Genomic DNA, 26654 nt, shown 5'->3' with positions numbered 1-26654 from the left:
AGACTACGCCCCGGCTATGCCAGCCGCATCGCCCCTGCAGCGGGACTGACGCTGAAGATCTCCGGCGCGGCGTACCCGGCCCGGGAGAAGGCCTGTTCGACGGCGGAAGTCACCTGCTGAGCCGAAGCCGCCGGGGTGAGCGCGATGGCTGAGCCGCCGAAGCCGCCGCCGGTCATGCGGGCGCCGATCGCGCCCGCCGCCCGCGCCGTGTCGACGGCGAGGTCCAGTTCGGCGCAGGAGATCTCGAAGTCATCCCGCATCGAGGCGTGGGACGCGTCCAGCAGGGGGCCGATCGCGCCCGGGCCCAGGGTCTCCAGCAGCTCCACCGTCTGCAGCACGCGGTCGTTCTCGGTGACCACGTGGCGGGCGCGCCGGAACGTCTCCGGGTCCAGGAGCCCGCTGGCCTCCTCAAGGTCCTCGAACCCGACGTCGCGCAGCGCCCCCACGCCGAGCACCTCGGCGGCGAGCTCGCACGATTCCCGCCGGGCCGCGTACCCGCCGTCGGCGTGGGAATGCGACACCCGGGTGTCGATGACCAGAAGCACCAGACCTGCGGCGGCGGCGTCGAACGGCACCAGCCGGACGCTCTGGTCCCGGCAGTCGAGGAAGACGGCATGGCCGGCCGCAGCCCGGAGCGAAGCGGACTGGTCCATGATGCCGGTGGGTGCGCCGACGAAGTCGTTCTCCGCGCGCTGGGTGGCCAGGACCATGTCCTGCGCGGAGAGGCCGGCGGCCATGAGTTCGTTCAGCGCGGTAATCACGGCGCATTCAATGGCGTGGGAGGAGGACAGGCCGGCGCCGCGGGGAACATCGGAATCCAGGAGCAGGTCCACGCCGGGTACCGGCAGGCCCTGCTGCTGGAGGGCCCAGATGACCCCCAGCGGGTACTTGGTCCAGCCCCGGGCGCTGGCGCGGGCCAGGGAGCCGGTGTCCGCCGAGGTCAGCCCCTGGTTCCCAAAAGTGGAGAGCATGCGCACGGCGGAATCAGGCCGGACCCTGACCGCCACCCGGGCTGAGCGGTCGATCGCGAAGGGCAGCACGAAGCCCTCGTTGTAGTCCGTGTGCTCGCCAATGAGGTTGACGCGTCCCGGTGCCCGCCACACGCCGTCGGGCCGGGCGCCGAAGACCGACTCAAACCGGGCGGCGAGCCCGCTGCTGTCCAGGGAAGGGTTCATGGCCTGGCTCCTGCGCTGCTGGAAGTCATGGAACCAAGGTATACGGGTTGCCGGGCTGGTCTGTACGGTGGTCACCATGGACCTCTCAGCGACACCTGCGGCAGCCCGCCCCGACGACACCCTGCGCCGGTATGCCTCCGGGCGGCAGTACGAAATCCGGCGCGGCGACGCCTTGGCCATCGTCACCGAACTCGCCGCCGGCCTGCGCCTCTACAGCCGCGGCGGCACGGCCCTGACGGAGACCTATGGCGACGCCGAGATTCCGCCCGGCGCCACCGGCATCACGCTGGCACCGTGGGCCAACCGCGTGGAGGACGGCGTCTGGTACCTCAACGGCAAGAAGCTGCAGCTCGACATCACCGAGGTCTCCCGCAACAACGCCAGCCACGGGCTGTTGCGGAACTCCTCCTACGAACTGGTGGACGAGGACGAGTTCTCCGTGACCCTGGAAGCGGCCGTCTTCCCGCAGCACGGCTACCCCTTCCTGCTGCGGCACCGGGTCCGCTACGAGCTGGCGGAGGACCAGGGGCTGGCCGTGCGCCAGACCCTGATCAACGACTCCCAGGACCCTGCGCCCTTTGTCCTCGGCGCGCACCCGTACCTGCGGCTGGGCGAGGTGCCCAGCGAGGACCTCACGGTAAGCGTGGACGCCCGGACCCGGCTGGTGGCCGATGACCGCCTCATCCCGCGGAGCACCGAGCCGGTGGGCGGCGAGTTCGACCTGCGCGGCGGCCGGCTGGTGGGGACCATGGACCTCGATTCGGCCTACACGGACCTGGCCTTCGACGGCGGCGTCGCCCGGCACACCCTGCGCGCACCGGACGGTCGCACGGTGAGCCTGTGGCAGGACGCGGGCTGCGGCTACGTCCATGTCTTCGTGACGACGGAATTTCCCGGCCGGGCGAAGGCGGTCGCGATCGAGCCGATGACCGGGCCCGCCAACGCGTTCAACAGCGGCGAGGGACTGCGCTGGCTGGCACCGGGGGAGCAGTTCTCCATGACATGGGGCATCTCCGCCTCGCTGACGGCCACCGCGGCCTGACGACGAAGGCCGACCCCGGAGCTCGGCAGCCCGGCTGACCCCGGGCCGGTTGCCGGTTGCCGGTAGTTGGTTGCCGGTAGCTGGTTGCCGGTTGCTGGTTGCTGGTTGCTGGTTGCTGGTTGCCGGTTGCTGGTTGCTGGTTGCTGGTTTCCTATTAACCGCCCGCTGCGGAATTATGGGGCTATGACGCCAGCTGAGGACGCCGCACCCACCGCAAGCCCCACCTATTCCGCGGCCGCGGCCGGGGCCGGTGCACGTGCCGCGGGCCGGATACGCACTGACCGGGAGATCGACCAGGACATTCCCTACGGTGTGCGGATCGCCGCCGCCTGGGCGTGGCGCGCCGGACTCATCCTGCTCGTGGTCGGCGGCCTGGTCTGGCTGCTCAGCCACGTCAGCTTCCTCATCATCCCGGTCATGGTGGCAGCGCTCCTCTCAGGACTCCTCAGCCCTGCGGTGCGCTGGATGGCCAACCGCAGAGTGCCCAAGGGGCTCGCCGTCGCCATCACCGTGCTCGGCTTCATCGGCATCATCGTCGGCGCCCTGACCTTGGTCGGGCGCCAGCTCACGCAGGGCTTCGGCGAGCTGTGGTCCCAGGCGCTCGAGGGCGTGCAGCAGGTCCAGACCTGGCTGTCGGAAGGCCCGCTCCACCTGACCGCCGCCCAGATCGACAAGTACATCCAGGACGCCACCGCAGCGCTGCAGAACAACAGCAGCAGCATCCTCAGCGGGGCCCTGACGTTCGGGAGCTCCGCCGGGCACTTCGCCGCCGGCCTGGTCCTGGCGCTGTTCGTGCTGATCTTCTTCCTGCTCGAGGGGGACAGGATCTGGGCCTTCCTGGTCAGGCTCATGCCCCGGAAGGCACGCCGTGCCACAGACGGTGCCGGCCGCCGTGGCTGGGCGTCCATGGTCAGCTACGCACGCATCCAAATGTTCGTCGCGTTCGTGGACGCCGTGGGAATCGGCGTCGGCGCCGCCATCATTGGCGCGCCACTCGCGCTGCCGCTGGGCGTGCTGGTCTTCCTCGGTTCCTTCATCCCGGTGGTCGGCGCGCTGGTCACGGGCGCCATCGCGGTGCTGCTGGCACTCGTCGCCAACGGTCCGGTCAACGCCCTGATCATGCTCGCGATCGTCCTCGGCGTCCAGCAGCTCGAAAGCCACATCCTGCAGCCGCTCGTCATGGGCAAGGCCGTGTCCCTTCACCCGGTGGCCGTCATCCTGTCCGTCGCGGCGGGCTCCTACCTGGCCGGAATCCCCGGTGCGCTGTTCTCCGTGCCGATCCTCGCCGTAGCAAACTCGTCGATTCGCTACATTGCCGGCAGAACGTGGGAACATGATGAAGTGCTGGCAACCGCGGGACCCGAGGGCAGCCCTGCCCCCGGACCCGGCGCCGACACCACCTTCACAGACGTCCACCTGCCGGGCGGAACCCCCGGCCGCGAGGGCGCCGCACCCACCAGCGGTGCTCCGGGCAGCGATGCCGGACGGGGCACCGACGCCTGATCCGAAGAAGGAGAACAGTTCGTGAATACCCTTGAGAGCCTGCCCGTCACGCTGGACGCTGTCCTGGAGGCGCAGAAGCTGCTCGACGGGATTATTACGCGGACACCCGTGGAATCCTCGCGGGCCCTCGGCGGCACGGTGGGCGGCGAGGTGTTCCTGAAATGCGAAAACCTGCAGCGCGCCGGCTCCTTCAAGGTCCGCGGCGCCTACGTCCGGATGGCCAAGCTCTCCGACGCCGAAAAGAAGCGCGGCGTGGTGGCGGCCTCCGCCGGAAACCACGCCCAGGGCGTTGCCGTCGCCGCCAAGAGCCTGGGCATCAAGGCCCGGATCTACATGCCGCTCGGCGTCGCGTTGCCCAAGCTCGCGGCCACCCGCAGCCACGGCGCCGAGGTGGTGCTGCACGGCCACAACGTGGACGAGGCGCTGGCTGAGGCCAAGCGCTACGCCGACGAAAGCGGTGCCGTCTTTGTCCACCCCTTCGACGACGTCGACGTCGTCGCCGGCCAGGGGACAGTGGGGCTGGAAATCCTGGAGCAGGTCCCCGACGTCGACACCATCCTCATGGGCGTCGGCGGCGGCGGCCTCCTGGCAGGCGTTGCCGTCGCCGTGAAGGCGCGGGCCAAGGAGTTGGGCCGCGACATCCGCATCATCGGCGTCCAGGCCGAGAACGCTGCCGCCTACCCGCCCTCGCTCGCCGCGGACGCCCTCGTCCCGCTGAAGAAGGTCTCCACCATGGCGGACGGCATCGCCGTCGGCCGGCCCGGGCAGCTGCCGTTCAGCATCATCCGTGAGCTGGTCGACGACGTCGTCACCGTCAGCGAAGACGCCCTGGCCCGGGCGCTGATCTTCCTGCTGGAGCGCGCCAAGATGGTGGTGGAACCGGCCGGAGCCGTCGGCGTCGCGGCGCTCATGGAAGGCAAGATCGAAAACCCCGGAACCGTGGCGGTGGTCCTCTCCGGCGGCAACATCGACCCCATGCTGATGCTCAAGGTGATCCAGCGCGGCCTCTCCGCCGCCGGCCGCTACATGACCGTGCGGATGATGCTCGATGACCGTCCGGGCTCGCTGGCCACGATCGCCCGCATCATCGCCGAAAACGACGCCAACGTCACGGGCCTGGACCACACCCGGGTGGGCGGCTCCATCAGCATGGGCGACGTCTCCATCACCGTCAACCTGGAAACCAAGGGCCACGAACACTGCAGCCAGGTCCTCGCGGCGCTGCGGGCCGAGGGTTTCCAGCCGATCGTGGTGCACTAGGGGCCATGGTGACGGACGCGTCCCCGGGCGGACCGCAGCAAGTGGGGGACAGCACGGCGGTACGGGCCCGCCGGGGGCTGCTCGTGGTGGGCTCCTTCGTGGTGCTGCTCTACCTGATCGAGATCATCAACACCGCCATGTTCCATTCCCTGAACCGCACCTTCGGGCTGCGGCCGCGCAGCCTGGACGGGATCCTGGACATCCTGACGTTTCCGCTGCTGCACTCCAGCCTGGCCCACCTGATGTCCAACACGCTCCCTCTGATCATTTTCGGGTTCCTGGTGTTCCTGTCCGGGCGGCGGGTCTTCATCACCGCCCTGGCCGCCAGTTGGCTGGCGTCCGGGCTGGTGGTGTGGTTCATCGGCGGCACCAGCGTCACGGTGGGCGCCTCCGGCCTGGTGTTCGGCCTCTTTGCGTTCCTCCTGGTCCGCGGCTTCATTAACCGGAACTGGTGGCAGATCGTGCTGTCCCTGGTGCTGTTCATGGCCTACGGCGGCATCCTGTTCGGCATGCTGCCCACCGTGGCAAGCTTCGTCTCGTGGCAGGCCCATCTGGGCGGGGCGATCGGCGGCGTCGCAGCTGCGCTGCTGCTGAGCACCCGGCGCCCGCGGTCGCTGCCGGCCGGACGCTGACCCGCCGGGAAGACCCGGCCACGCGGCCCGCCAAAGCGGCCCCGGCAAACAGGCGGAAAACACGACGCCGGCCTCCCCGCGAAGGGGAGCCCGGCGTCGCTGTTTCGTGAAAGTGTTCCCTGACAGGCCAGGGCGTGCTGCTGGGTCAGCCGGCGTACGGCTTGGCGGAGATGATCTCCACCGTGATGTCCTTGCCGTTCGGGGCGGTGTAGCTAAGCTTGTCGCCCTCCTTGTGGCCGACGATGGCCGCGCCGAGGGGGGACTTCTCGCTGAAGACATCCAGGTCCGAGTCGCCGGCGATCTCGCGTGAGCCGAGGAGGAAGGTTTCCTCGTCGCCTGCGATCTTGGCCACGACGAGCATGCCGGGCTCCACAATGCCGTCGTCGGCCGGGGCCTCGCCGACGTGGGCGTCGCGAAGAAGTGCGGTGAGCTGGCGGATGCGGGCCTCGATCTTGCCCTGCTCCTCCTTGGCCGCGTGGTAGCCGCCGTTTTCCTTGAGGTCGCCCTCCTGGCGTGCGGCTTCGATCTTCTGGACGATTTCTGCCCGGCCGGGGCCGGAAAGGTGGTCCAGCTCTGCCTTCAGGCGGTCAAAAGCTTCCTGGGTAAGCCAAGCCGCAGTTGCGCTGTTGGTGGTAGACACGGACTTCTCCTTTGGGTGGTCATACAAGCAAAGACCCCGCCACGGTGGCCACTTTTATGACGCAGTAACCAGCTCAGCGGGGGAAAGGTATTGATCCATTGTAGTCAATCCTGTGGATAAACCAAAGAGGACTGCGGTGCAGGTCACACCGTGTTGCCGCCCGCTGTCGGGTTTCTTCAGTGCGGCTACTGTCCGGTGAGTGCGGTGGCTATCTCCGATTATTGCCCGGTGGCGGGAATCCAGCAGCTGTCCACGACGGCGGAGACCGCCTGGGACTCCGTGCGCAATTGGGTGCGGTGGGCGGTGGTGCGTCCGCCGTCCGTGCCGGCGTCGGCCGCGTTCGGCCCGATGTCCACGACTTTCCAGCCGACAATCGCGAACTTGGAATCCATGGCCTTGACAGCGCATTTCGCATCCGCGGCGGGGTCCTTGGTGACCTGGAAATCTATTTCCGTCAGCGTGGCGTCAGGGGTGCTGTAACCGACGTCCTTGAAGCTGACACTGTTGGTGGCCGCCGACGTCGAAACCCAGGCCAGGAAGGCAATGCCCACGGCAAGGGCGGCAATCAGGATGTTGCGCTTGCCCTTGCGGGTCAGCGCGCGCTTTTGGCCGCCGTAACGATTGGCTAGGCTGGTAGGTGCCGGCGCGGCAGGCTGATCCTCGGAAGTCACCAGTCCAGTTTAGTGTGGATCGGACCGCGATGTTTCCGCGGCGGCTGAGCGCACCGATCACGCCCCACCCCACCAGAGCAGAACAGCAGAAAGAGGAGCCGTCCCACGATGACTGCATCCCCCAGCCCGTCAGCACCGCTTCGCCTGCTGGCGGTCCATGCTCATCCCGACGACGAATCCAGCAAGGGTGCCGCCACGATGGCGATGTATGCCGCCTCTGGTGTGGACGTCCTGGTGGCCACGTGCACCGACGGCTCCCGCGGCGACATCCAGAATCCCGCGATGGAGGCGGCGCCGCAGCCCAAGCGCGACATGGCGGGGGCGCGGCGGCTCGAGATGGATGCCGCGGCCAAGGTCCTCGGCATCCGGCAGCGCTGGCTTGGATTCGTCGATTCCGGGCTGCCGGAGGGCGACCCCCTGCCGGCCCTCCCGGCCGGGTGCTTCGCCCTGCAGCCGCTGGAACGTGCGGCCGCGCCCCTGGTCCGGCTGGTCCGGGACTTCAAACCCCACGTGATCCTCAGCTATGACGAGAATGGCGGCTATCCGCACCCGGACCACATCATGGCCCACCGGGTGGCCGTGGAGGCCTTCGCCGTGGCCGGCGATCCCGCCCGGTACCCGGGCGTCGGGGAACCCTGGGAGCCCAGCAAGCTCTACTACGACCGCGCATTCAGCCCGGACCGCTTTCGCGCCCTGCACACCGCGCTGGAGGAGGCCGGCCTGCAGTCACCGTACGCCGAGCGGATGGCCGCGTGGCTGGAAGCCGACGCCGAGGGGCACACCCCGCCGCCGCCGACACACCCCACCACCACCCAGATCGAGTGCGGGGACTTCTTCGAAGCCCGGGACGACGCGCTCCGCTCGCACCGCACCCAGGTGGACCCGGAAGGATTCTTCTTCGCCGTATCGGCGGCCATGCAGCGCAGGGTCTGGCCGTGGGAGGACTACTCCCTGATCGAGTCCCGGATCCCGACGGACCTGCCCGAAACGGACGTCTTTGCCGGGCTAAGATAGAGACGAAAGGGCTCTTCTATCCGGCGTAGAAAAGACGTTGTTGAAAAGACGTTGTCGAAAAGACACTGTCGGAAAGACGCCGTAGAAAAGACACCAGTTTCCACAGAAGGTTTTCACGTGCATTCCTTGCTCATCGCCCTGGCCACAACCCCGGCGCCGACCCCCACGCCGTCGCTGCGACCGGGCCTGTCCGAGGACCAGGTCACCCCGGGTCTGCTGGGCTTTCTGCTGACCGCCTTCATCGTGGTGCTGACCGCGCTGCTGATCGTGGACATGGTGCGGCGCATCCGCCGGGTCCGTTACCGCGCCCAGGTGGAAGCCGAGCGTGTGGAAGCCGAACGTGCCGACGCCGAGGACGCGGGAAGCACTGGGACCGCGCTCCCCGCGGACGGCACCGGGTTCCCCGCCGACGGCGGGGTTTCCCGGCCGGAAGTCAATGGCGATGCCGGACCCGGAAGCCGCTGACGGCGGTCCCCCCGACCCGCGGTCCGGGGCCTCGAACGCCCTGGCGGCGGAACCTTCCGCGTACCTGCGCCAGCACGCCGGCAACCCCGTGCACTGGCAGCCGTTCGGCGACGCGGCCTTCGCCGCCGCGGCCGCCCGGGACGTGCCGGTGTTTCTCTCAATCGGCTACGCGGCATGCCACTGGTGCCACGTCATGGCCCATGAATCCTTCGAGGACCAGGACACCGCCGACTACCTGAACGCCCACTTTGTCTCGGTCAAGGTGGACCGGGAGGAACGCCCGGACGTCGACGCCGTCTACATGGCCGCCACCCAGGCCATCAGCGGAGAAGGCGGCTGGCCGATGTCCGTCTTCCTCCTGCCCGATGGCCGCGCCTTCCACGCCGGCACCTACTTCCCGCCCCGGCCCATGCCGGGCCGTCCGTCCTTCCGCCAGGTCCTTGAAGCCGTGAGCGAGGCCTGGACGGAACGCCGCGGCGGCGTCGAAGCCAACGCCTCCACCCTGGCTCGCGGCATCGCCGCGTCCCAGCCAGCCGCCGCCGTCCGCCTCGACGGGCCGCCCGAACCCCTGGACGCGGCGCTCCTTGGCGAAGCCGTTGCCGCCCTGTCCGACTCCGAAGACCAGGCCCGCGGCGGCTTCGGCGGCGCACCGAAGTTCCCGCCCTCGGCCGTGCTCGAGTTCCTGATCCGGCACGCGGCCGTACCGTCCGCTCCCCGGGACCCGGACACCGTGGCCACCCAGGTTCCGGAAACGCCGGTCCCGGACACCGCCGCCGCGGCCCGGGACATGGCGGGGCGCACCCTCGCGGCAATGTCCCGCTCGGCGCTGTTCGACCAGCTCGACGGCGGCTTCGCCCGCTATTCGGTGACCGGCGACTGGTCCGTTCCGCACTTCGAGAAAATGCTCTACGACAACGCCCAGCTGCTGCGCGTTTATGTCCACTGGGTCCGGCTGGGCGGCACCCCGGAGTACCCGGCGGACGAGGCCGCAGGGATCGCCGGGCGCACCGCCGACTGGCTCCTGGCCCGCCTCGGGCTGGCGGCGAATCAGGTGACACCCGAAGGAGGCCCGGATTCCGACGTCGTGGCCCTGGCGTCGTCGCTCGACGCCGATACGGTGGTCGACGGCGTGCACGCCGAGGGAGCCACCTACCTGTGGACCCCCGCCGAGCTGGAGGCGCTCCTGGGCCCGGCGGACGGCGCCGCCGTGGCCGACCTCATGAACGTCCGCACCCCCGGGAGCGTTGAGGCCGGCGGTTCGCCGCTGCACCCGGGCCGGGAGATCACCGGCGGAGACGCCGCGCTGTGGCAGCGGGTGCGTCCGCTGCTGGCGCAGGCGCGCGGCGGGCGGGCCCAGCCCGGCCGGGACGAGAAGGTAGTGGCCGGCTGGAACGGGCTGGCCGTCGCGGCGCTCGCCGACGCCGGTGCCGTCCTGGCGCGGCCGGAGCTCGTTGACGCCGCGGAACGGATCGCGGCCTATCTCGAACGCGTGCACTGGCGCCCCGCGGCGGACGGCCCCGGCCGGCTCATGCGCGTCTCCCACGACGGAGTGGCGCGCGGAATCGGCGGCCTGCTGGAGGACTACGCCCTGTGCGCCGAGGGGCTGTTCGCGCTCTACGGGGTTACCGGGCACACCCGCTCGTATGACCTGGCCGAGGCCATGCTGGACGCCGCCTGCAGGCGGTTCGCGGCCGACGGAGACCTGAAGGACGCGGCGGGGGAGTCCACGCAGGTCACGGCCGCCCAGGGCGGCCGGGACGGCATGGACCCGTTCGACAGCGCCACGCCCAGCGGCGCCGCCGCGTTGGCCGGTGCCCTGGTGACCCATGCAGCGCTCTCCGGCTCGTCCGAACACCGCACCCTGGCGGCCAACATCCTCTCCCTGCTGGTGCCCGCGCTTGCGGCCCGGGCGCCCCGCGCGGCCGGGTGGCTGCTCGCGACCGCCCAGGCCGCGCTCGCCGGTCCCATCGAGGCCGCCGTCACCGGCCCGGACACACCGGAACGGGCCGCGCTGCACCGGGCGCTGTTGCTCTCGGCCAGCCCCGGGCTGGTGGTCGCGGTCCAGGACGACGACGCCGGCCGGCCAGTGCCGCTGCTGCGCGGCCGGGGCGCAGGCCCGGACGGCGCCCCGCAGGTGTTCCTGTGCCGCGGCATGGTCTGCGACCTGCCCACGGGTTCCATCGACGGAGTGCGCGAGCGGCTGGCTACGATGGCCTCATGACAGGTCAGGACGGTTTTGAGCTGGTGGTGTTCGATTGCGACGGCGTGCTGGTTGATTCCGAGGTGATCGCCATCCGGGTGGACCAGCGGGTGCTGGCCGATCTCGGCTGGGAACTGGAACTGAACGAAATCGTGGAACGGTTTGTCGGAAAATCCGAGGCGCACTTTGTTGCCGCCATCGAACAACAGCTCGGTATCCGGCTGGCCGACGGCTGGGACCGGGACTACGGGCGCTGGTACCAGGAAGCGTTTGAGCGTGACCTCGAAGCGGTCGACGGCATAGAGGAAGCCCTGGACCGGCTGTCCCTGCCGCACTGTGTCGCCTCCATCTGTGTCGCCTCCAGCGGCAGCCACGAAAAGATGCGCCGCACCTTGGGCGAGACCGGGCTGCTGCACCGCTTCCAGGGCCGGATCTACAGCGCCACGGAGGTCGCCAACGGCAAACCCGCGCCCGACTTGTTTCTTCACGCCGCCGCGAGCCTGAACACCGCGCCGGAGCGGTGCGCCGTCGTCGAGGACAGTGCCTACGGGGTCCAGGCCGCCCGGGCCGCCGGCATGCACGTCTTCGCGTATGCCGGAGGCGTCACGCCGGCCGAACGATTGGCCGGCCCCGGGACCACCGTCTTCTCCGACATGCGGCAGCTGCCCGGGCTCATCGCGGCGGGGCCGCCCGCCTGAGGCCGGGCCGCCTCCCGCCGGCCCGGGCCGCCTCCCGCCGGCCCGGGCCGCCTCCCGCCGGCCCGCGCCGTCGGAAATTCCCCACCTTTCACGGACGCCCCGGCGTGTCAGGGCGAACCGCCGGTGATTCCCGCCGTCGCCGTCTCAAACGTGGGGAGACTGGGCGGAGGCAGGCAGGCAGGCAGGCGTGCAGGCAGCCTCAGCTTAGGACCGCGATGGCAATCGCGATGTAGTGCGCGGCGAAGGCGACGACCGTCAGGGCGTGGAACAGCTCGTGGAAACCGAAGTGCTTGTAGCTGAAGTTGGGCTTTTTCAGGGCGTAGAAGACGGCCCCGGTGATGTACAGGACGCCGCCCACGCAGATCAGCACTGCCGAGGCGACGTTGGCGGCGAAGAACTCCGGGAGGTAGAACAGCGAGCCGCAGCCCAGGGCGATGTAGATCGGCACATAGAGCCACCGCGGCGCATTGGTCCACAGCAGGCGGAACAGCACGCCGAGGATGGCCCCGGTCCAGATGACCCACAGCAGCAGCTCGGCCTGCTGCCGGTCCAGGAGGGCCCAGGCAAGCGGCGTGTAGCTTCCGGCGATCACCAGCATGATGTTCGTGTGGTCCAGCCGCTTCAGGACCATCTTGACCCGCGGTGACCAGTTCCCGCGGTGATAGACGGCGCTGACGCCGAACAGCAGCACCCCGGTGACGGCATAGACCGCGCAGGCAACCTTCAGGTCCGGCGGGGCAAGGATAACCAGCACCAGCCCGGCGGCTAACGCCAGCGGGGCCGTCACAGTGTGGATCCAGCCGCGCCATTTGGGCTTGATCATCAGCAGCTCAGCCAGCTTCACCGCGGCCTCGTCCACCGGGGTTCCCCGTTGCGCCGGAGGCTCTGGCCGGGGCTCCAAACTGTTGCTATCCATGCCGCAATAATATCGTACGCACTAGTAAGTTACTGATGGGTAACAAGGGTTCCGGGCCCGTCCGAGGCCGAAGCTGCACGCGGCAGCGGCCTCCGGCAGGTACCCTAGGATGTGCACTGAACAAGGACCTCAAGGAAGCCAGGTGAAACTCCGGATGGAAATGCCCGGGTTCCTTTACGGCTTTTACGAGCGCAAGCTGCAGCGCTCCCTCGATCCGGAACGGATCCCCCGGCACGTCGGCGTCATGGTCGACGGCAACCGGCGCTGGGCCCGCCAGTTCAACGCCCCCACAAGCCAGGGACACCAGGCCGGCGCGGACAAGATCCACGAATTCCTCGGCTGGTGCCAGGAGCTCGGAGTCAAGGTAGTCACCTTGTACATGCTCTCCACGGACAACATGAACCGCTCCGGCGAGGAACTGGACCTCCTGATGGGGATCATCGCCAACACCCTGGACCGTTTGGACGAGGACGCCAACATCTCGGTGCACGCCATGGGCGCCCCCGAACTGCTGCCGGACTACCTCGCCGAACGCCTGAACAATCTCACGGCGCGCACGCCCGCGCAGGAAAAGCTGCACGTCAATGTCGCCGTCGGCTACGGCGGACGGCGGGAGATTGTCGACGCCGTCCGGGAACTGCTCCACGACGCCGTCGGCCGCGGGGCGGACATCGGAAAACTCGCCGATGAGCTCACCGTGGATGACATCTCCCGGTTCCTCTACACGCGCGGGCAGCCTGACCCGGAACTCGTGATCCGGACCTCCGGAGAGCAGCGGCTGTCCGGGTTCCTCATGTGGCAAAGCGCGTACAGTGAGTTCTACTTCTGCGAGGCCTTGTGGCCGGCGTTCCGCAAGGTCGACTTCCTGCGCGCCCTGCGCGATTACGCCGGCAGGCAGCGCCGCTTCGGAGCCTGAGCCGTTCACACGGAGTTCACAAGACGGCAACAAGAATCGCCGAAAAATAATCGGACAAACCCGGCCCCGGAGACGTACGTTTATCCCATCGGCGGGCAATTCGCCGGCCGATCGGGGAGGCCAGTACATGGAGCGGATTTTCGCACCGGGTGTATGGGGGGCCGCGTCCGGCCTCCAGGCCGAGCCGCCTCACCAATAACAAATCCGGGCATTGCCCCGGGGCTGGAGTCGATGTGGCTATTTCTGAGCAACTGCCCGACGTTATTTCCGATCAGGGACAGAAAGCTACCTCTCGCGCCAAGCGAGCCACCTCAAAGACCGGTGCGGCACGAAAAGATGCTGCGGCCGGTCTTGCTGTTTCCGGGGAAGGAACAGGGAATCGGGGCACGGCCCGCAGTTTCGTGATCGATACCTCCGTGCTGCTCTCCGATCCGCGGGCCCTCCTGCGCTTCGCCGAGCACGAAGTCATCCTGCCAATCGTCGTCATCACCGAGCTCGAAGGAAAACGCCACGACCCGGAACTGGGTTACTTTGCGCGCAAGGCCCTTCGGCTGCTGGATGACCTGCGGCTCGAGCACGGCGGCTTGGACCGACCCATCCCGCTTGGCGCCGACGGCGGCACGCTCATGGTGGAGCTGAACCACATCTCCGCCGAGGTGCTGCCCGCCGGCTTCCGCGGCGCGGACAACGACAGCCGCATCCTGGCCGTGGCCAAGAACCTGGCCAACGAGGGCCGCGACGTCACGGTGGTGTCCAAAGACCTGCCGATGCGCGTCAAAGCCTCGGCCATGGGGCTGCTGGCCGACGAATACCGCAATGAACTCGTCCAGGACTCCGGGTGGACCGGCGTCGCCGAGCTCGACGCGGGCGAGGACGAGGTCGCGACCCTGTACGGGCACGAGCCGGTATTCATCCCTGCCGCGGCCGAGCTGCCGACCAACACCGGGCTGGTGCTGCTTTCGCCCCGGGGTTCGGCCCTCGGACGGGTAGGGGCGGACAAGCAGGTGCGGCTCGTCAAGGGGGACCGCGACGTCTTCGGACTCCACGGACGCTCGGCCGAGCAGCGGCTGGCGATCGACCTCCTGATGGACCCGTCGGTCGGCATTGTGTCCCTGGGTGGCCGCGCCGGAACGGGCAAGTCAGCGCTGGCCCTGTGCGCCGGCCTCGAAGCCGTGCTGGAGCGCCGGGAACACCGCAAGGTGATCGTGTTCCGGCCCCTGTACGCGGTGGGCGGCCAGGAACTGGGCTACCTGCCCGGGTCCGAGGCGGAAAAGATGAACCCGTGGGCGCAGGCCGTCTTTGACACCCTGGGCGCGCTGGTCAGCCAGGAGGTGGTGGAGGAAGTGATGGACCGGGGCATGCTCGAGGTCATGCCGCTGACGCACATCCGCGGACGCTCGCTGCACGACGCCTTCGTGATCGTCGACGAGGCGCAGTCGCTGGAGAAGAATGTGCTGCTGACGGTGATGAGCCGGATCGGGCAGAACTCGAAGATTGTCCTCACGCACGACGTCGCCCAACGGGACAATCTCCGGGTCGGACGGCACGACGGCGTGGCTGCCGTCGTCGAGACACTGAAGGGACACCCGCTGTTCGGCCACGTCACCCTCACCCGCTCGGAGCGCTCGCCGATTGCTGCGTTGGTGACGGAGCTGCTTGAGGGGGCGGAGATCTAGGCTTCCGTCGACTTCGCGAGGGGCCGTGGTCGGGTTCGCCGGGCCGCGGCCCTTCGCCGTTGTTGGATTTGCCGTGGTTGGGTCCGCGGGGCAGTGGCGTCCCGCCGTCGCTTAGACACCTCCCGCCGCTACGCTGCGGTCGCTGGGCGACCTCCGCTTCGCTCTGGTCGGCGATGCGCTCCTCAGCGGAACACCACAGCCCCGCGAAGGTGAGACACTGACCAACCGGGGCACGGACTTTCGCAAGGCGACGGCCGAACCCGCCGGGATGCGGTCTTTCGCAAAGGAGCGCATCGCGGCGCATCGGACCCCGGAGGTCGCCCAGCGACCGCAGTGGTCCCAATGCGACGTGTCTAAGCGACGGCGAAAGGCCGTATCCCGGCAAACCCAACCACGGCAACCGGGTGTCTCAGCGACGGCAGGACGCCGCGGTCACGCTTAGGAGCTACTGCTTGATGCCCAGGTACTTCGCGGTGGGTTCGTGGCCTTGCACTTGCAGCTGCCAGTCGGGGCGTTTGAAGGTGGCGGGGGTGAGGCGGACGTTTTGGACTTCCTGGGCCTTGCCGCCCCAGACGGCTCGCGTGACGCCGTTGAGCTCGTAGCCGAGGGAACGCGAGACGCCCAGCGACTGCTGGTTCCAGGCGGCGGCCTCGGATTCGGCCACTTCTGCGCCGAGCCAGTCGAAGGCGTAGAGCGCGACGGCAGCCCGCATCTCCTTGCCGAGGCCGCGGCCCTGGGCGCTTTGGCGGAGCCAGGAGCCCGTGGTGACCGTCTTGAGGGCGGCGAAGTCCTTGGCCGCGACGTCCTGGCAGCCCACGAATTCGTCCTTGTGCCAGATGCCGAGCAGGAGGGTCCAATCCTGGGGGCTCATGCCGGCCCGGCACCGCCAGTACCACTGGGCCATGTTGGTGCCGAGCTTGTGGGGCGGGGCCTCGGTCCAGGGGTTGCTGAACGGGTTCCGGCCCGGCTCGTGAATGCCGCTGCTGGCCGCCTCGACTGCGGCCGGAATGTCCTGGTCGCGGACGGGCCGCAGCTGGAGGTTCGGCGTGGTCAGGGTGAGGCCGAAAGGGGGCCAATATGCGGCGGGCTCAGTCATCGGGGAAGCCTAACGGTGCCGGGCGGCGGACGCCAGTCACCCCGCTGTGTGCCCCTCTGGTGTTCCGCCGGCTACTCGGCGGGAACGTCCCAGCTGATGTGGCGCCGGACGTCGGTGAGGTTCATCGATTCGGCCAGGAACAGGTCATCGAGCATGTATTCGTCGACGCCCAGGATCCTGAGCCAGTGGCCGTAGCCGTCCTGTCCATTGCCGCCTGCGGGCGCGTCCAGCCAGCGGCTCGCAACGCAGACGCCCGTGCCGGCGTCGATCCTCAGCAGGGTGTGCCCCGGCCTGCACAGCGGGGCCACGGGATCGGCCGGACGGTACGAGAGGTTCGGGCTGACCGTGGTTTCCAGGGCGGGCCGCCCCTCATGGTCAACCTCCGTGATGGGGCCAAGCTCCACCGCGTTCGAATTGGGAAACTCCAACGGGACCGGGGCGTTGCCCGCGAGCTCCACGGGGTCCAGGACGGCGGCGAACCGGCCGTTGCCGAACGACGGCTCGCCGTAGGCTGCCTCCGGGCGGCGGCGGACCAGCCCGTCGTCGTCGTACACCGGGGTGACCAGATGCGGCGGCAGCAGCCAGGTCTTCCGCGTGGAACTGACATAGAAGCCGCCGCGCGAATCATTGATGCCGGTGGTGCTGCCGATCACGAGACCGCCGGCGGTCTCCAGCCGCAAGGCGCCGGGCCTGCGCAGCCACCCTCTGACGAGGTCGTCGGGGGAGGGGCCGGCGGTGAGGGAGCCCGCAGAACCCGTGAGGGGCCGGTCCAGGTACTCGAACCTCAGCGACTGCCATTTCCAGGGTGAGGACCGGCACAGGTTCCGGAAGGCCGCGGCTTGGTCTCCCGGACCGCGGGGCGCGGCCGGTCCGTGCCGGTCCCTGCTGTCCCATGCCGCCATATCCACAGTTTACGCGCGGGGACCGCCGGGCCGGACGAATATCCAGTAGCATCCGAGAGTGATCGAACGACTCGGTATCCTGGGCGCCGCCAACCCGCTGGCCTTCTGGCTGGCCCTGGCCGCGTGCGCCTACTTTTCCGTGATGGCCGTCCGGCTCACCGTCATTGACGTCCGGCACCACCTGCTGCCGGACCGGATTGTGTTTCCTTCCTACGCGATCTCCGGCGTGCTCCTGCTGGGGGCGGCCGCCAGCCTGCTCCTTCCGGGCGGGCAGGACCTGGCCGGCACGGCAGACGCCGGGGCGTTCGGGGTCCCGGGGCTGCGGATCCTCGCCGGCGGGGCAGCCCTCTGGCTCTTCTATTTCCTCCTGCACGCGGTGTATCCGCCGGGGATGGGGTTCGGCGACGTGAAGCTCGCGGGCGTCCTGGGGATGTATCTGGGGTTTCTTGGCTGGGGGCACGTGCTGGCCGGGACTCTGGCCGCGTTTGTCCTCGGGGGGCTGTGGAGTGTCGGATTGCTCGCCCTGCGGCGCGGCACGCTGCAGTCGGCCATTCCCTTCGGGCCGTTCATGCTGGCCGGCACGGCGGCAGCCATGCTGCTGATTCCGGCCGGTTAGGCTGGCGCATGGCCACCCCGGATTTCATCCTCAGACTGCGCGAGAAGATCGGACACGAGCCGCTGTGGCTGCCCGGCGTCAGGGGAGCGGTGTTCGACGACGCCGGCCGGGTCCTGCTCGGCCAGCGGGCCGACAACGGACAATGGGGACTGATCACCGGGATCCTGGAGCCGGGCGAGGATCCGGCGCCAGGCCTGCTGCGGGAGATCCTCGAAGAGACCGGGGTGGTGGCCGAGGTCCAGCGGCTGGTGTCGGTGGATGCCGTGGGTCCCATCCGCTATCCCAACGGCGACGTCTGCCATTTCCTGACGCTGGTGTTCCGCTGCCGCTTTGTCTCGGGCGAGGCCCGGGTCAACGACGACGAATCCCTCGACGTGGGATGGTTCCATCCAGCGGACTTCCCGGACCTCATGCCCGGGCACCTGGAGATGATCCGGCGGGCCACCGGCCCGGCGGGCGAAGTCCATTACTGGCGCTGAGACCGGCACCCGCGCCCGCCTGCAGAAGCTGACCGGCCGGGCACGCGGCAGGGGCGCCGCAACCCCCAAAGGATTGCGGCGCCCCTGCAGGCAATGGCTGTCGGCCTAAGCCGACCCCGGACGGTCAGCCGCGCGGGCGGGTGAGTTCGTCGTCGTGCGTGTGCCCTTCGGTGCTGGGCTCTGAATTGCTGCTGTCCTCGCCGTCGGCGGCGTTGCGGGCTGCGGTGGCGGCCGCGCTGCGGGCCGCCTCGAGCCGTTCGGCTTCCTCGCCGCCCACTGCTTCGCCCCGGGCCACCATTCCGGCGGTGTCCGACAGCGGGATCTGCTTGAGCGTCAGGGCCAGGACCAGGGCGATGACCAGGAACGGCAGCAGGTACCAGAAGACGGGAGCGAGCGAATCCGCGTAGGCGTTGACGATCGCGTCCTTGAGCTGTGCCGGAAGCTGGCTGAGGACCTGCGGATCCAGCGTCCGGGTGGACTGCGAGGCCTGCTCGGCCGAGGCGCCGGCACCGGCAAAGGCCTTGCCGAGGGACTCGGAGAGCCGGGTGGTGAAGATGGAGCCGAACACCGCGACGCCAAGGGACGCGCCGACCTCACGGAAGTAGTTGTTGGTGCTCGTTGCCGTGCCGATCTGGTCCGCCGGCACGGAGTTCTGCACCACCAGGACAATGACCTGCATGATCGAGCCCAGGCCGGCACCGAAGACGAACAGCTGCACGCAGATCACCCAGATGGGGGTGGCGGCCGTGAGCGTGGTCAGCCACAGCATTGCCGCGATGGTCAGGGTGGCCCCGAGGACAGGGAACAGCTTGTACTTGCCGGTCTTGGAGATCCGGATGCCGGAGAAGATGGCCGTGCCCATGAGTCCCACCATCATGGGCAGCATCAGCAGACCGGATTCCGCGGCGGAGGTCCCGGAGGACATCTGCAGGAACGTCGGGACGAACGCGATCGCCGCGAACATGCCCAGCCCGAGGGTGAAGCCGATGGCGGTGGAGTTCACGAAGATGCGGTTCTTGAACAGGCTCAGCGGGATGATGGGGTCCTCGGCACGGCGCTCCACCATGACGAAGGCGGCAGCGGCGAGCACCAGCCCGGCGCCGAAGGCCCACGTTAGCGGCGAATCCCAGCCCTCGTCCTTCTTGCCGCCGAAGTCGGTGAAGAAGATCAGGCACGTGGTGGCCGCGGAGAGCAGCAGCACGCCGAGGATGTCGATCCGCTTCTCGGCCTTCTTGTTCGGCAGCGTCAGGGTGAACCAGGCAATGGTGAACGCGGCGATGCCGATCGGGATGTTGATGTAGAAGGCCCATTCCCAGGTCAGGTGGTCCACGAAGAAACCGCCCAGCAGGGGTCCGGCGACGGCGGAGAGGCCGAAGATTGCCCCCAGCGGGCCCATGTACTTGCCGCGTTCCTTGGCCGGAACGATGTCCGCGATGATGGCCTGGGACAGGATCATCAGGCCGCCGCCGCCCAGGCCCTGGATGGCGCGGAAGATCACGAAGCCCCAGAAGTCCGTGGCGAGGGCGCAGCCAACGGAGGCGAGCGTGAAGAGCCCGATGGCGATGAGGAAAAGGTTCCGGCGCCCCAGGATGTCGCCGAACTTTCCGTAGATCGGCATGACGATGGTGGTGGCCAGGAGGTAGGCCGTGGTGATCCAGGCCTGGTGTTCCACGCCGCCGAGCTTGCCGACGATTGTGGGCATGGCGGTGGACACGATGGTCTGGTCAAGGCTGGAGAGCAGCATGCCCGCGATGAGGGCGGAGAAGATGATCCAGATACGTTTCTGGGTCAGCAGCAGAGGCTCGGCTGCTGGTTTGGTGCTGACGGCGGCGCTCATTGCGCTCCTTCGGAGGGGATGGGCTGGACAGTGCCTGGCTGGACATTGTCTGGCTGGACAGTGTTGGAGGGGGACGGAGCGAAGTGGGACGGGTCGAACGGGAGGGAGAAAAGAGTGCGGGCCGCGGAAATGTTTTCGATCAACATGTCCTTGTAGGGCCGGGTGTTCCCTTCGGAGAAGTAGTCGGCGCTGGTCCTCCTGGCGACGTTTCCGAGGAGGACCACGGCCATGCGGACGACGGGGTGGTCGGCCGCAACGCCTTCCCTGGCCGCGAGCAACCGGGCGAACTCGGCCTCGCGTTCCTCGGAGGCGCCGATGATCCGGAGCATCAGCTGGGGCTCCTTCTTGATCACCCCGATCAGCTGGCGGGTCTCTTCCTCCGAGCCGCTCATCCGTTCGGACAGATCGAGGGAGAGCCGGACGAGGTCGGCGAGGAGGGAAATCGATATTTCACCGGGCATCGAACCCGCGCCGCCTGCCATGAACCGGGCCACGACTTCTTCGGGAAAGTCGTCGTCGACGTGGCCGAGGATCGCATCTTCCTTCGCGGGGAAATAGTTGAAGAAGGTCCGGCGGGATATGCCTGCGCGTTCGCAGACTTCCTCCACGGTGTAGCCGTTGAGGCCCCGTTCGGCGGTGAGGGAACGGGCGACGGCGGTGATGGCCGCCCGGGTTGCGGCCCGTTTGCGCTCGCGGAGGCCGCCCGTATTAATTGCACTGTTTCCCATAGAGTGTATTTTTGCACTTAACTTTAAATAGTGCAAAAAGAGGGGTGGGGCTGTTGCGGAACGTAATGTCGGTGCCCGGCCGTAACCTGCTCCTGTCCAGCTCTTCTGCTGGCAACAGGTGGTCCCCGACGAGGCGGAAGCCCCGTCCGGACCGGAAATGGGGAAGCATGACAGATTCAGCCCTGACGCACGTATATGTCCTCCTGGACCGTTCCGGCTCCATGAGCGCCATCGCTGACGACACCGTGGGCGGGTTCGCGGCGTTCGTGCGTGAGCAGCAGGCGGTGGCCGGACGGTGCCGGCTGTCGCTGGCGCAGTTCGATGACACCTACGAGCGCGTCTACGCCTCGGTGGACATCCAGGATGTGCCGGCCCTGGACCTGCAGCCACGGGGCAGCACAGCCCTGCATGACGCCATGGTCCGCCTGATCGGCGAGGCGGGGGCCGAACTCGCGGCCCTCCCGGAGGACCGGCGCCCCGGCACTGTGCTCGTGGCCGTGCTGACGGACGGGCACGAGAACTCCTCGCGCGAGGCCAGTGGCGCCCTGGTCAAGGCCCTGGTCCAGCGGCAGCAGAACCAGTGGGGCTGGCAGTTCACCTACTTGGGCGCCAACCAGGACGCCGTCTTGACGGCTGGCAGCCTGGGCATTCGCGCCGAGGACGCCCTGACCTATGCCGCCGGGAACGTCGATGCTGCCTTTTCCGTCCAGTCCGCCAAGACACGGCGGTTGCGGGAGGCGCGGATCGGCGGTGCCAGCATGGCCGAGGCCTCGGCGGCCGCCGCATACACTCCCGAGGAGCGCGCGGCGGCCGGCGGAGAGGCCCCTGGGACCTAGGCGCTGACATGCCGCCGGCCGGCACCCTTCCAGGAAAGGTGCCGGCCGGCGGCGGATGTTCCCGACGGGGCGGAGTGGCCGCCCGGAGTCGCTAGGCCTTGTGCGGCGGACGCGTCATGGACATGACGTCCAGGGCGGTGTCCAGCTGCTCCTCGGTCAGTTCGCCGCGCTCCAGGAAGCCCATGGCCACCACGGTTTCGCGGATGGTCAGGCCCTCGGCCACGGCCTTCTTGGCGATCTTGGCGGCGTTCTCGTAGCCGATGAACTTGTTCAGCGGGGTCACGATGGACGGGGAGGCCTCGGCCAGGAAGCGGGCGCGTTCCACGTTCGCGGTGATGCCGTCGATCATCTTGTCGGCCATGACGCGGCTGGTGTTGGCCAGCAGGCGCACGGATTCGAGCAGGTTGGCGGCCATTACGGGGATGCCGACGTTCAGTTCGAACGCGCCGTTGGTGCCGGACCAGGCGATGGCGGTGTCGTTGCCGATGACCTGGGCGCAAACCATGATGGAGGCTTCGCAGATGACCGGGTTGACCTTGCCGGGCATGATCGAGGAGCCCGGCTGCAGGTCCGGGATGGCGATTTCGCCGAGGCCGGTGTTGGGGCCGGAACCCATCCAGCGCAGGTCGTTGTTGATCTTCATGAAGGAGATCGCGATGTTGCGCAGCTGGCTGGAGGCCTCGATCAGGCCGTCACGGTTGGCCTGGGCCTCGAAGTGGTCGCGGGCCTCGGTCAGCGGCAGGCCGGTGTCGGCGGCGAGGAGTTCGATCACGCGCTCCGGGAAACCTGCCGGGGTGTTGATGCCGGTGCCGACGGCCGTGCCGCCGAGGGGTACTTCGGCGACGCGGGGGAGGGCGGCGTTAATGCGTTCGATGCCGTAGCGGACCTGCGCTGCGTAGCCGCCGAACTCCTGGCCCAGCGTGACCGGGGTGGCGTCCATGAGGTGCGTGCGGCCGGACTTCACGACGTCCTTGAATTCGACGGCCTTGCGCTCCAGCGACTCTGCCAGGTAGCCGAGGGCCGGGATCAGGTCGTTGATCAGGGCGGAGGTCGCTGCCACGTGCACGGAGGTCGGGAAGACGTCGTTGGAGGACTGCGAGGCGTTGACGTGGTCGTTCGGGTGGACAACCTTGTCGCTGCCGGCGGCCTTGAGGGCGCGGGAGGCAAGCTCGGCGAGGACCTCGTTGGTGTTCATGTTCGAGGACGTGCCGGAGCCGGTCTGGAAGACGTCGATCGGGAAGTCGCCGTCGAACTTGCCGGCCGCAACCTCGTCGGCGGCGTCGGCGATCGCCTGGGCGAGCTCGCCGTCGAGCACCCCCAGTTCGGCGTTCGCCTGGGCGGCAGCCTTCTTCACCCGTGCCAGGGCTTCGATGTGGGCGCGTTCCAGGGTCTTGCCGGAGATCGGGAAGTTCTCGACTGCCCGCTGCGTCTGTGCGCGGTACAGGGCGTTCACGGGAACGCGGACTTCGCCCATCGTGTCGTGTTCAATGCGGAACTCTTCGGTGTTCAACTCATGTGTGGAAGTCATGGGGTTAGCTTATTGGGAGTGGGAGTCCCACCGAAAACCGGGAGCGGGCTCCGCGGACCGGGCGCCGGGGTTTAGAGCCTGCCGATGCTGGAGACGAGGTCGGCCCGGCCGTCGGCAAGGCTGTAGGCGAGGCCGACCACGGTAGTGCGGCCGCTGTCGACGGCGCCCGAAATCACCCGGGAACTGTCCACCAGCCGCTGCGAGGTCTGCTTGACGTTTTCGATCACCATGTCGTTGATGTCGGTCTGATTGTTACGCAGCGAGGTCAACACGGACGGGGTGATCCGCTCCACCAGGCTGCGGATGAATCCGGCCGGCATCTGGCCGGTTTCCACGGCAGCCTTGGTGGCGGTGACGGCGCCGCAGCGGTCGTGCCCCAAGACGACGATCAGCGGAACGGCCAGTTCGCTGACGCTGTATTCCAGCGAGCCGAGCACGGCGTCGTCGATCACCTGGCCGGCGGTCCGGACGACGAAAGCGTCCCCGAGGCCGAGGTCGAAGATGATCTCGGCGGCGAGGCGGGAGTCGGAGCAGCCGAAGATCACGGCGAAGGGGTGCTGGTTTTCTACCAGCGACGAGCGCCTCGATGCGTCCTGGTTGGGGTGTGAGGACGTGCCGGCGACAAAACGCTTGTTGCCTTCACGGAGACGTTGCCAGGCGAGTTCGGGAGTCAGGTAGGTAGCCACGTGGCTACTTTACGGCGAAGGGCTGGCCGAAGGAGAAACTGTTGCGCCCGGTGTGGGCGTCGCCGTGCTGGACGGTGCCCCGGCGGGAGGGTTGCTTTCAAGCGATTTGACGACGGCGGCCGCCAAGGTGGTGAACTCGTCCAGCGTCGCGGATCCGGAGAGGATGACGGTGGTGCCACGGTCGGTCAGCACCATGGACTTCTCGCCCTTGCCGGTGTCGCGCAGTTCCCAATCGCGGCCGCCGGCGCTGCGGGTTCCTGTCACGGGCGCGTTCTTGGTCTGCTGCAGGAGCCAGGTGGGGTTGGCCTGGCGGGTCTGCACGAGGCCAATGAAGGACTCCTTGGGTGTCAGGTACCCGACTTCCCAGGCCGGGACGCCGCTGCCGCCGCCGGATTCCCAGCGGGCGTAGTTGGCGCGAAATGTGTCGCCGGTATCGGCCGCGACGGGTGTGAATCCCGCCACATCCGCGGCGTTCAGCGCGATGGCGCTGACGTTGATGTTGGGCCGGTAGCCGTCGCTCTTCGGTGAGGGGTTCATGAGGACGATCGGCAGGAACGCGGCGATGCTCACCACCAGCGCGATGATCATGCCCATCACGGAGGCGTTGGCTCGTTTGGCCGCCGCGGCGGCGATGACGGGCTTCACGGCCGGCTGCCCGGAAGCGTCCGGGGCGGCTGCGGGGGCGCTGCCAGCCGGAGAACCGGGGGCGGCGGGGGAGGTGTCCTGCTTTTCACTCACCCTTCTATAGTCGCCCATGTCCGGGCCGATCTCACATTCGCGGCCTTGTCGGCCGCCTGGTGGTGAAGTGCGTCACGCGCGGGTCATCCCATGACCTGAAGAGCGCGCCACGACTATGATCAGTATCAGACGAATCACCGCGACGGATCGATCCTGGCCGTACGGGTTCAACGACCGCCACTCGAAGAAGAGGTTCACGTGACACCAGCGCCTATGTCCCAGAAGTACTCCACGCTTTCCCCCTCGCTCGCCGTTGGGATCGACGAGCCTGACCGCAACCTCGCACTGGAACTTGTCCGCGTCACCGAGGCCGCGGCCATCGCCGGCGGTCACTGGGTGGGCTTCGGCGACAAGAACAAGGCCGACGGCGCCGCCGTGGACGCCATGCGTTCGTTCCTGCAGACCGTCCACTTCAACGGCGTCGTGGTCATCGGCGAGGGTGAGAAGGACGAAGCGCCGATGCTGTTCAACGGCGAACACGTCGGTGACGGCACTGGCCCCGAGTGTGACGTCGCAGTCGACCCCATCGACGGAACCCGCCTGACCGCCCTCGGCATCAACAACGCCCTGGCCGTCCTGGCCGTGGCCGAACGCGGCTCCATGTTCGATCCCTCTGCCGTGTTCTACATGGAGAAGCTTGTCACCGGCCCTGAGGCCGCTGACATGGTTGACCTGCGCCTGCCGGTCAAGCAGAACCTGCACCTGATCGCCAAGGCCAAGGGCGTCAAGGTCAACCAGCTCAACGTCATGATCCTGGACCGCGACCGGCACCGCCCGCTTGTCGAGGAAATCCGCGAAGCCGGCGCCCGCACGAAGTTCATCATGGACGGTGACGTCGCAGGGGCCATCGCCGCTGCGCGTGCCGGCACCGGCGTGGACGCCCTCATGGGCATCGGCGGAACCCCGGAAGGCATCGTCGCCGCCTGCGCCATCAAGTCCCTCGGCGGCGTCATCCAGGGCCGGCTGTGGCCCACGAGCGACGAGGAGAAGCAGAAGGCGATCGACGCCGGCCACGATCTGGAGCGCGTGCTCTCGACCAACGACCTCGTCTCCAGCGACAACTGCTACTTCGCCGCCACCGGTATCACCGACGGCGACCTCCTCAGGGGTGTCCGCTACTCCAAGGACAAGGTCCTCACCCAGTCCATCGTGATGCGCTCCAAGTCCGGCACCATCCGCTTTGTCGACGGCGAGCACCAGGCCAGCAAGTGGGAGGGCTACGCCCGCAAGAGCTAGCACCTGCGCCGCAAGCACGCCGCACCGCGAATCCCGGGCCGCCTCCGCGTCCCGGGATTCGTCGTCTTAATCCGTGGTCTGATGCTCTTTGTTGCCGCGGGGCGGCCGCAGGCCCGGCGGATTAGATAGGGTGGAGCCATGACGTGGCTCGTAACTGGCGGTGCAGGATATATCGGTTCTCATGTGGTTTCCGCCTTGCGCGGGGCCCGGATCCAGCCGGTGGTGATTGATTCACTTTCCAGCGGACACCGCGAGTTCGTGCCCGCCGATGTGCCGTTCATCCACGGCAGCATCCTCGACGGCGAGCTCGTGGCCGACACGCTGCGGAACCACGCGGTGACCGGCGTGATCCACCTGGCCGGCTTCAAGTACGCCGGGGTCTCCGTCCAGGAGCCGCTGCTGACCTACGAACAAAACGTTACGGGCACCGCGCAGCTGCTCAAGGCCATGGAGCTCGCCGGAGTCGACAAGCTGGTCTTCTCCTCCTCCGCGGCCACGTACGGCACGCCCACCGGGGACGTCGTCACCGAGGACACGCCCACCAACCCGGAATCGCCCTACGGTGAGAGCAAGCTGATCGGTGAGTGGCTGATCAGGGACCAGGGCCGGGCCCGGGGGCTGAAACACACGTCGCTGCGGTACTTCAATGTGGTCGGCTCAGGAGCACCGGAGCTCTACGACACAAGCCCGCATAACCTCTTCCCGATCGTGCTGCGGGCGCTCACGGCGGGCCAGACACCGCGCATCAACGGCGTCGACTACAACACGCCGGACGGAACCTGTGTGCGCGACTACGTGCACGTGGCCGATCTGGCCACCTCGCATGTGGCGGCCGCCCAGGCCCTCGCCGCGGGCAAGCCGTTGGAGCGCGTCTACAACCTCGGATCCGGGGACGGGCTGTCCGTGCGCCAGATCATGACCGCGATGGCCAACGTCACGGGGATCGACTTCGAACCGGAGATCGGCCCGCGCCGGGCCGGGGACCCTGACCGGATCGTGGCCGACGGCACGCTGGCCGCCCGCGATCTCAACTGGAAAATGCGCCATTCCGTGGATCAGATGGTCGCGAGCGCCTACGACGCCCAGCGGCACGCAATTTCCGCAGCCAGCTAGCAGCCCGGCCAACCGGCCGGTTCCGGCCTCCGGCGGCGCACCGGGCCGCCG

The 26654-nt window shown here is 68.4% G+C and carries 26 protein-coding genes; 15 read left to right on the top strand and 11 right to left on the bottom strand.

The annotated features are described in order from the left end of the window. Window positions 1-14: 14 nt before the first annotated feature. On the bottom strand, window positions 15-1175 hold the full coding sequence (galK, locus tag ACFVTM_RS10345) for a galactokinase (protein WP_390203360.1): 1161 nt from the start codon (window positions 1173-1175) through the stop codon (window positions 15-17). Between the two features lie 76 nt (window positions 1176-1251). Here galK and ACFVTM_RS10340 point away from each other — a divergent pair, with 76 nt between their 5' ends. From ACFVTM_RS10340 to ACFVTM_RS10325, 4 genes are all read left to right on the top strand, one after another. After that, the gene (locus tag ACFVTM_RS10340) at window positions 1252-2217 is read left to right on the top strand and encodes an aldose 1-epimerase family protein (RefSeq protein ID WP_390203466.1); all 966 of its coding nucleotides are present in this window, start codon (window positions 1252-1254) and stop codon (window positions 2215-2217) included. Window positions 2218-2400: 183 nt separating this feature from the next. Beyond that, window positions 2401-3720, top strand: coding sequence for an AI-2E family transporter (locus tag ACFVTM_RS10335; RefSeq protein WP_390203359.1), 1320 nt, complete (start codon window positions 2401-2403; stop codon window positions 3718-3720). Between the two features lie 21 nt (window positions 3721-3741). Then, window positions 3742-4980 (top strand): threonine ammonia-lyase, encoded by a 1239-nt coding sequence (gene ilvA / locus ACFVTM_RS10330; RefSeq protein WP_390203358.1) that lies wholly within the window; start codon window positions 3742-3744, stop codon window positions 4978-4980. A 5-nt stretch (window positions 4981-4985) separates the two neighbouring features. Next, on the top strand, window positions 4986-5612 hold the full coding sequence (locus ACFVTM_RS10325) for a rhomboid family intramembrane serine protease (protein ID WP_390203357.1): 627 nt from the start codon (window positions 4986-4988) through the stop codon (window positions 5610-5612). 145 nt (window positions 5613-5757) lie between these two features. Here the strand turns inward: ACFVTM_RS10325 and greA are convergent, their stop codons facing one another. Together greA and ACFVTM_RS10315 are read right to left on the bottom strand one after the other, a co-directional pair. Then, window positions 5758-6252 (bottom strand): transcription elongation factor GreA, encoded by a 495-nt coding sequence (greA, locus tag ACFVTM_RS10320; protein ID WP_390203356.1) that lies wholly within the window; start codon window positions 6250-6252, stop codon window positions 5758-5760. A 218-nt stretch (window positions 6253-6470) separates the two neighbouring features. Beyond that, window positions 6471-6923: a DUF4307 domain-containing protein gene (locus ACFVTM_RS10315; protein ID WP_390203355.1), complete on the bottom strand. Its 453-nt coding sequence runs from the start codon at window positions 6921-6923 to the stop codon at window positions 6471-6473. Between the two features lie 108 nt (window positions 6924-7031). Between ACFVTM_RS10315 and mca the strand changes: the two genes are divergently transcribed. The 4 genes from mca (at window position 7032) to ACFVTM_RS10295 (ending at window position 11300) form a co-directional block, all read left to right on the top strand. Beyond that, entirely contained in the window at window positions 7032-7937 is a 906-nt protein-coding gene (gene mca, locus ACFVTM_RS10310; RefSeq protein WP_390203354.1) for a mycothiol conjugate amidase Mca, read from the top strand. A 117-nt stretch (window positions 7938-8054) separates the two neighbouring features. Next, window positions 8055-8402, top strand: a complete 348-nt coding sequence (locus ACFVTM_RS10305) for a hypothetical protein (protein ID WP_390203353.1) — start codon at window positions 8055-8057, stop codon at window positions 8400-8402. Then, the gene (locus ACFVTM_RS10300) at window positions 8380-10623 is read left to right on the top strand and encodes a thioredoxin domain-containing protein (RefSeq protein WP_390203352.1); all 2244 of its coding nucleotides are present in this window, start codon (window positions 8380-8382) and stop codon (window positions 10621-10623) included. Before ACFVTM_RS10305 ends, ACFVTM_RS10300 begins: the two co-directional genes overlap by 23 nt. Continuing rightward, window positions 10620-11300, top strand: a complete 681-nt coding sequence (locus ACFVTM_RS10295; RefSeq protein ID WP_390203350.1) for an HAD family hydrolase — start codon at window positions 10620-10622, stop codon at window positions 11298-11300. The genes ACFVTM_RS10300 and ACFVTM_RS10295 overlap by 4 nt, the downstream gene beginning before the upstream one ends. Window positions 11301-11499: 199 nt before the next feature. On the opposite strand, the gene ACFVTM_RS10290 is transcribed toward ACFVTM_RS10295, so the two are convergent. Continuing rightward, window positions 11500-12138, bottom strand: a complete 639-nt coding sequence (locus ACFVTM_RS10290) for a hemolysin III family protein (RefSeq protein WP_390203465.1) — start codon at window positions 12136-12138, stop codon at window positions 11500-11502. Window positions 12139-12370: 232 nt separating this feature from the next. Here ACFVTM_RS10290 and ACFVTM_RS10285 point away from each other — a divergent pair, with 232 nt between their 5' ends. Together ACFVTM_RS10285 and ACFVTM_RS10280 are read left to right on the top strand one after the other, a co-directional pair. Next, entirely contained in the window at window positions 12371-13132 is a 762-nt protein-coding gene (locus ACFVTM_RS10285; protein WP_390203464.1) for an isoprenyl transferase, read from the top strand. 233 nt (window positions 13133-13365) lie between these two features. Further along, entirely contained in the window at window positions 13366-14808 is a 1443-nt protein-coding gene (locus ACFVTM_RS10280) for a PhoH family protein (protein ID WP_390203349.1), read from the top strand. Window positions 14809-15253: 445 nt separating this feature from the next. Here the strand turns inward: ACFVTM_RS10280 and ACFVTM_RS10275 are convergent, their stop codons facing one another. Beyond that, entirely contained in the window at window positions 15254-15904 is a 651-nt protein-coding gene (locus ACFVTM_RS10275) for a GNAT family N-acetyltransferase (protein ID WP_390203348.1), read from the bottom strand. A gap of 71 nt (window positions 15905-15975) precedes the next feature. Continuing rightward, window positions 15976-16806, bottom strand: a complete 831-nt coding sequence (locus ACFVTM_RS10270) for a hypothetical protein (protein ID WP_390203347.1) — start codon at window positions 16804-16806, stop codon at window positions 15976-15978. A 58-nt stretch (window positions 16807-16864) separates the two neighbouring features. Here ACFVTM_RS10270 and ACFVTM_RS10265 point away from each other — a divergent pair, with 58 nt between their 5' ends. Next, window positions 16865-17422, top strand: coding sequence for a prepilin peptidase (locus ACFVTM_RS10265; protein ID WP_390203346.1), 558 nt, complete (start codon window positions 16865-16867; stop codon window positions 17420-17422). Between the two features lie 8 nt (window positions 17423-17430). After that, window positions 17431-17901: an NUDIX domain-containing protein gene (locus ACFVTM_RS10260; RefSeq protein ID WP_390203345.1), complete on the top strand. Its 471-nt coding sequence runs from the start codon at window positions 17431-17433 to the stop codon at window positions 17899-17901. Window positions 17902-18025: 124 nt separating this feature from the next. Here the strand turns inward: ACFVTM_RS10260 and ACFVTM_RS10255 are convergent, their stop codons facing one another. Beyond that, window positions 18026-19738, bottom strand: coding sequence for an MDR family MFS transporter (locus tag ACFVTM_RS10255; protein ID WP_390203344.1), 1713 nt, complete (start codon window positions 19736-19738; stop codon window positions 18026-18028). Then, window positions 19735-20466: a TetR/AcrR family transcriptional regulator gene (locus tag ACFVTM_RS10250; protein WP_390203343.1), complete on the bottom strand. Its 732-nt coding sequence runs from the start codon at window positions 20464-20466 to the stop codon at window positions 19735-19737. Before ACFVTM_RS10250 ends, ACFVTM_RS10255 begins: the two co-directional genes overlap by 4 nt. A gap of 167 nt (window positions 20467-20633) precedes the next feature. Here ACFVTM_RS10250 and ACFVTM_RS10245 point away from each other — a divergent pair, with 167 nt between their 5' ends. Beyond that, a complete protein-coding gene (locus tag ACFVTM_RS10245) occupies window positions 20634-21302 on the top strand; it encodes a VWA domain-containing protein (RefSeq protein ID WP_390203341.1) in 669 nt (222 codons plus the stop codon). Between the two features lie 91 nt (window positions 21303-21393). Here ACFVTM_RS10245 and ACFVTM_RS10240 read toward each other — a convergent pair whose 3' ends face one another. The 3 genes from ACFVTM_RS10240 to ACFVTM_RS10230 form a co-directional block, all read right to left on the bottom strand. Then, window positions 21394-22830 (bottom strand): class II fumarate hydratase, encoded by a 1437-nt coding sequence (locus ACFVTM_RS10240; RefSeq protein WP_390203340.1) that lies wholly within the window; start codon window positions 22828-22830, stop codon window positions 21394-21396. Window positions 22831-22901: 71 nt separating this feature from the next. After that, window positions 22902-23516: a carbonic anhydrase gene (locus tag ACFVTM_RS10235; protein WP_390203339.1), complete on the bottom strand. Its 615-nt coding sequence runs from the start codon at window positions 23514-23516 to the stop codon at window positions 22902-22904. Window positions 23517-23525: 9 nt separating this feature from the next. Beyond that, the gene (locus ACFVTM_RS10230) at window positions 23526-24272 is read right to left on the bottom strand and encodes a DUF4245 domain-containing protein (RefSeq protein ID WP_390203338.1); all 747 of its coding nucleotides are present in this window, start codon (window positions 24270-24272) and stop codon (window positions 23526-23528) included. Window positions 24273-24467: 195 nt separating this feature from the next. On the opposite strand from ACFVTM_RS10230, the gene glpX reads away from it, so the two are divergent. Together glpX and galE are read left to right on the top strand one after the other, a co-directional pair. Next, complete coding sequence (gene glpX, locus ACFVTM_RS10225; RefSeq protein ID WP_390203463.1) at window positions 24468-25490, top strand: class II fructose-bisphosphatase; 1023 nt, start codon at window positions 24468-24470, stop codon at window positions 25488-25490. A gap of 138 nt (window positions 25491-25628) precedes the next feature. After that, window positions 25629-26603, top strand: coding sequence for a UDP-glucose 4-epimerase GalE (galE, locus tag ACFVTM_RS10220; RefSeq protein WP_390203337.1), 975 nt, complete (start codon window positions 25629-25631; stop codon window positions 26601-26603). The last annotated feature ends 51 nt before the right edge of the window (window positions 26604-26654 follow it).

The sequence above is a fragment of the Arthrobacter sp. NPDC058130 genome, from assembly GCF_042884475.1.
Lineage (GTDB): Bacteria > Actinomycetota > Actinomycetes > Actinomycetales > Micrococcaceae > Arthrobacter.
The sequence above is the reverse complement of the archived record's forward strand: the minus strand, read 5'-3'. Positions and strand labels throughout refer to the sequence as shown.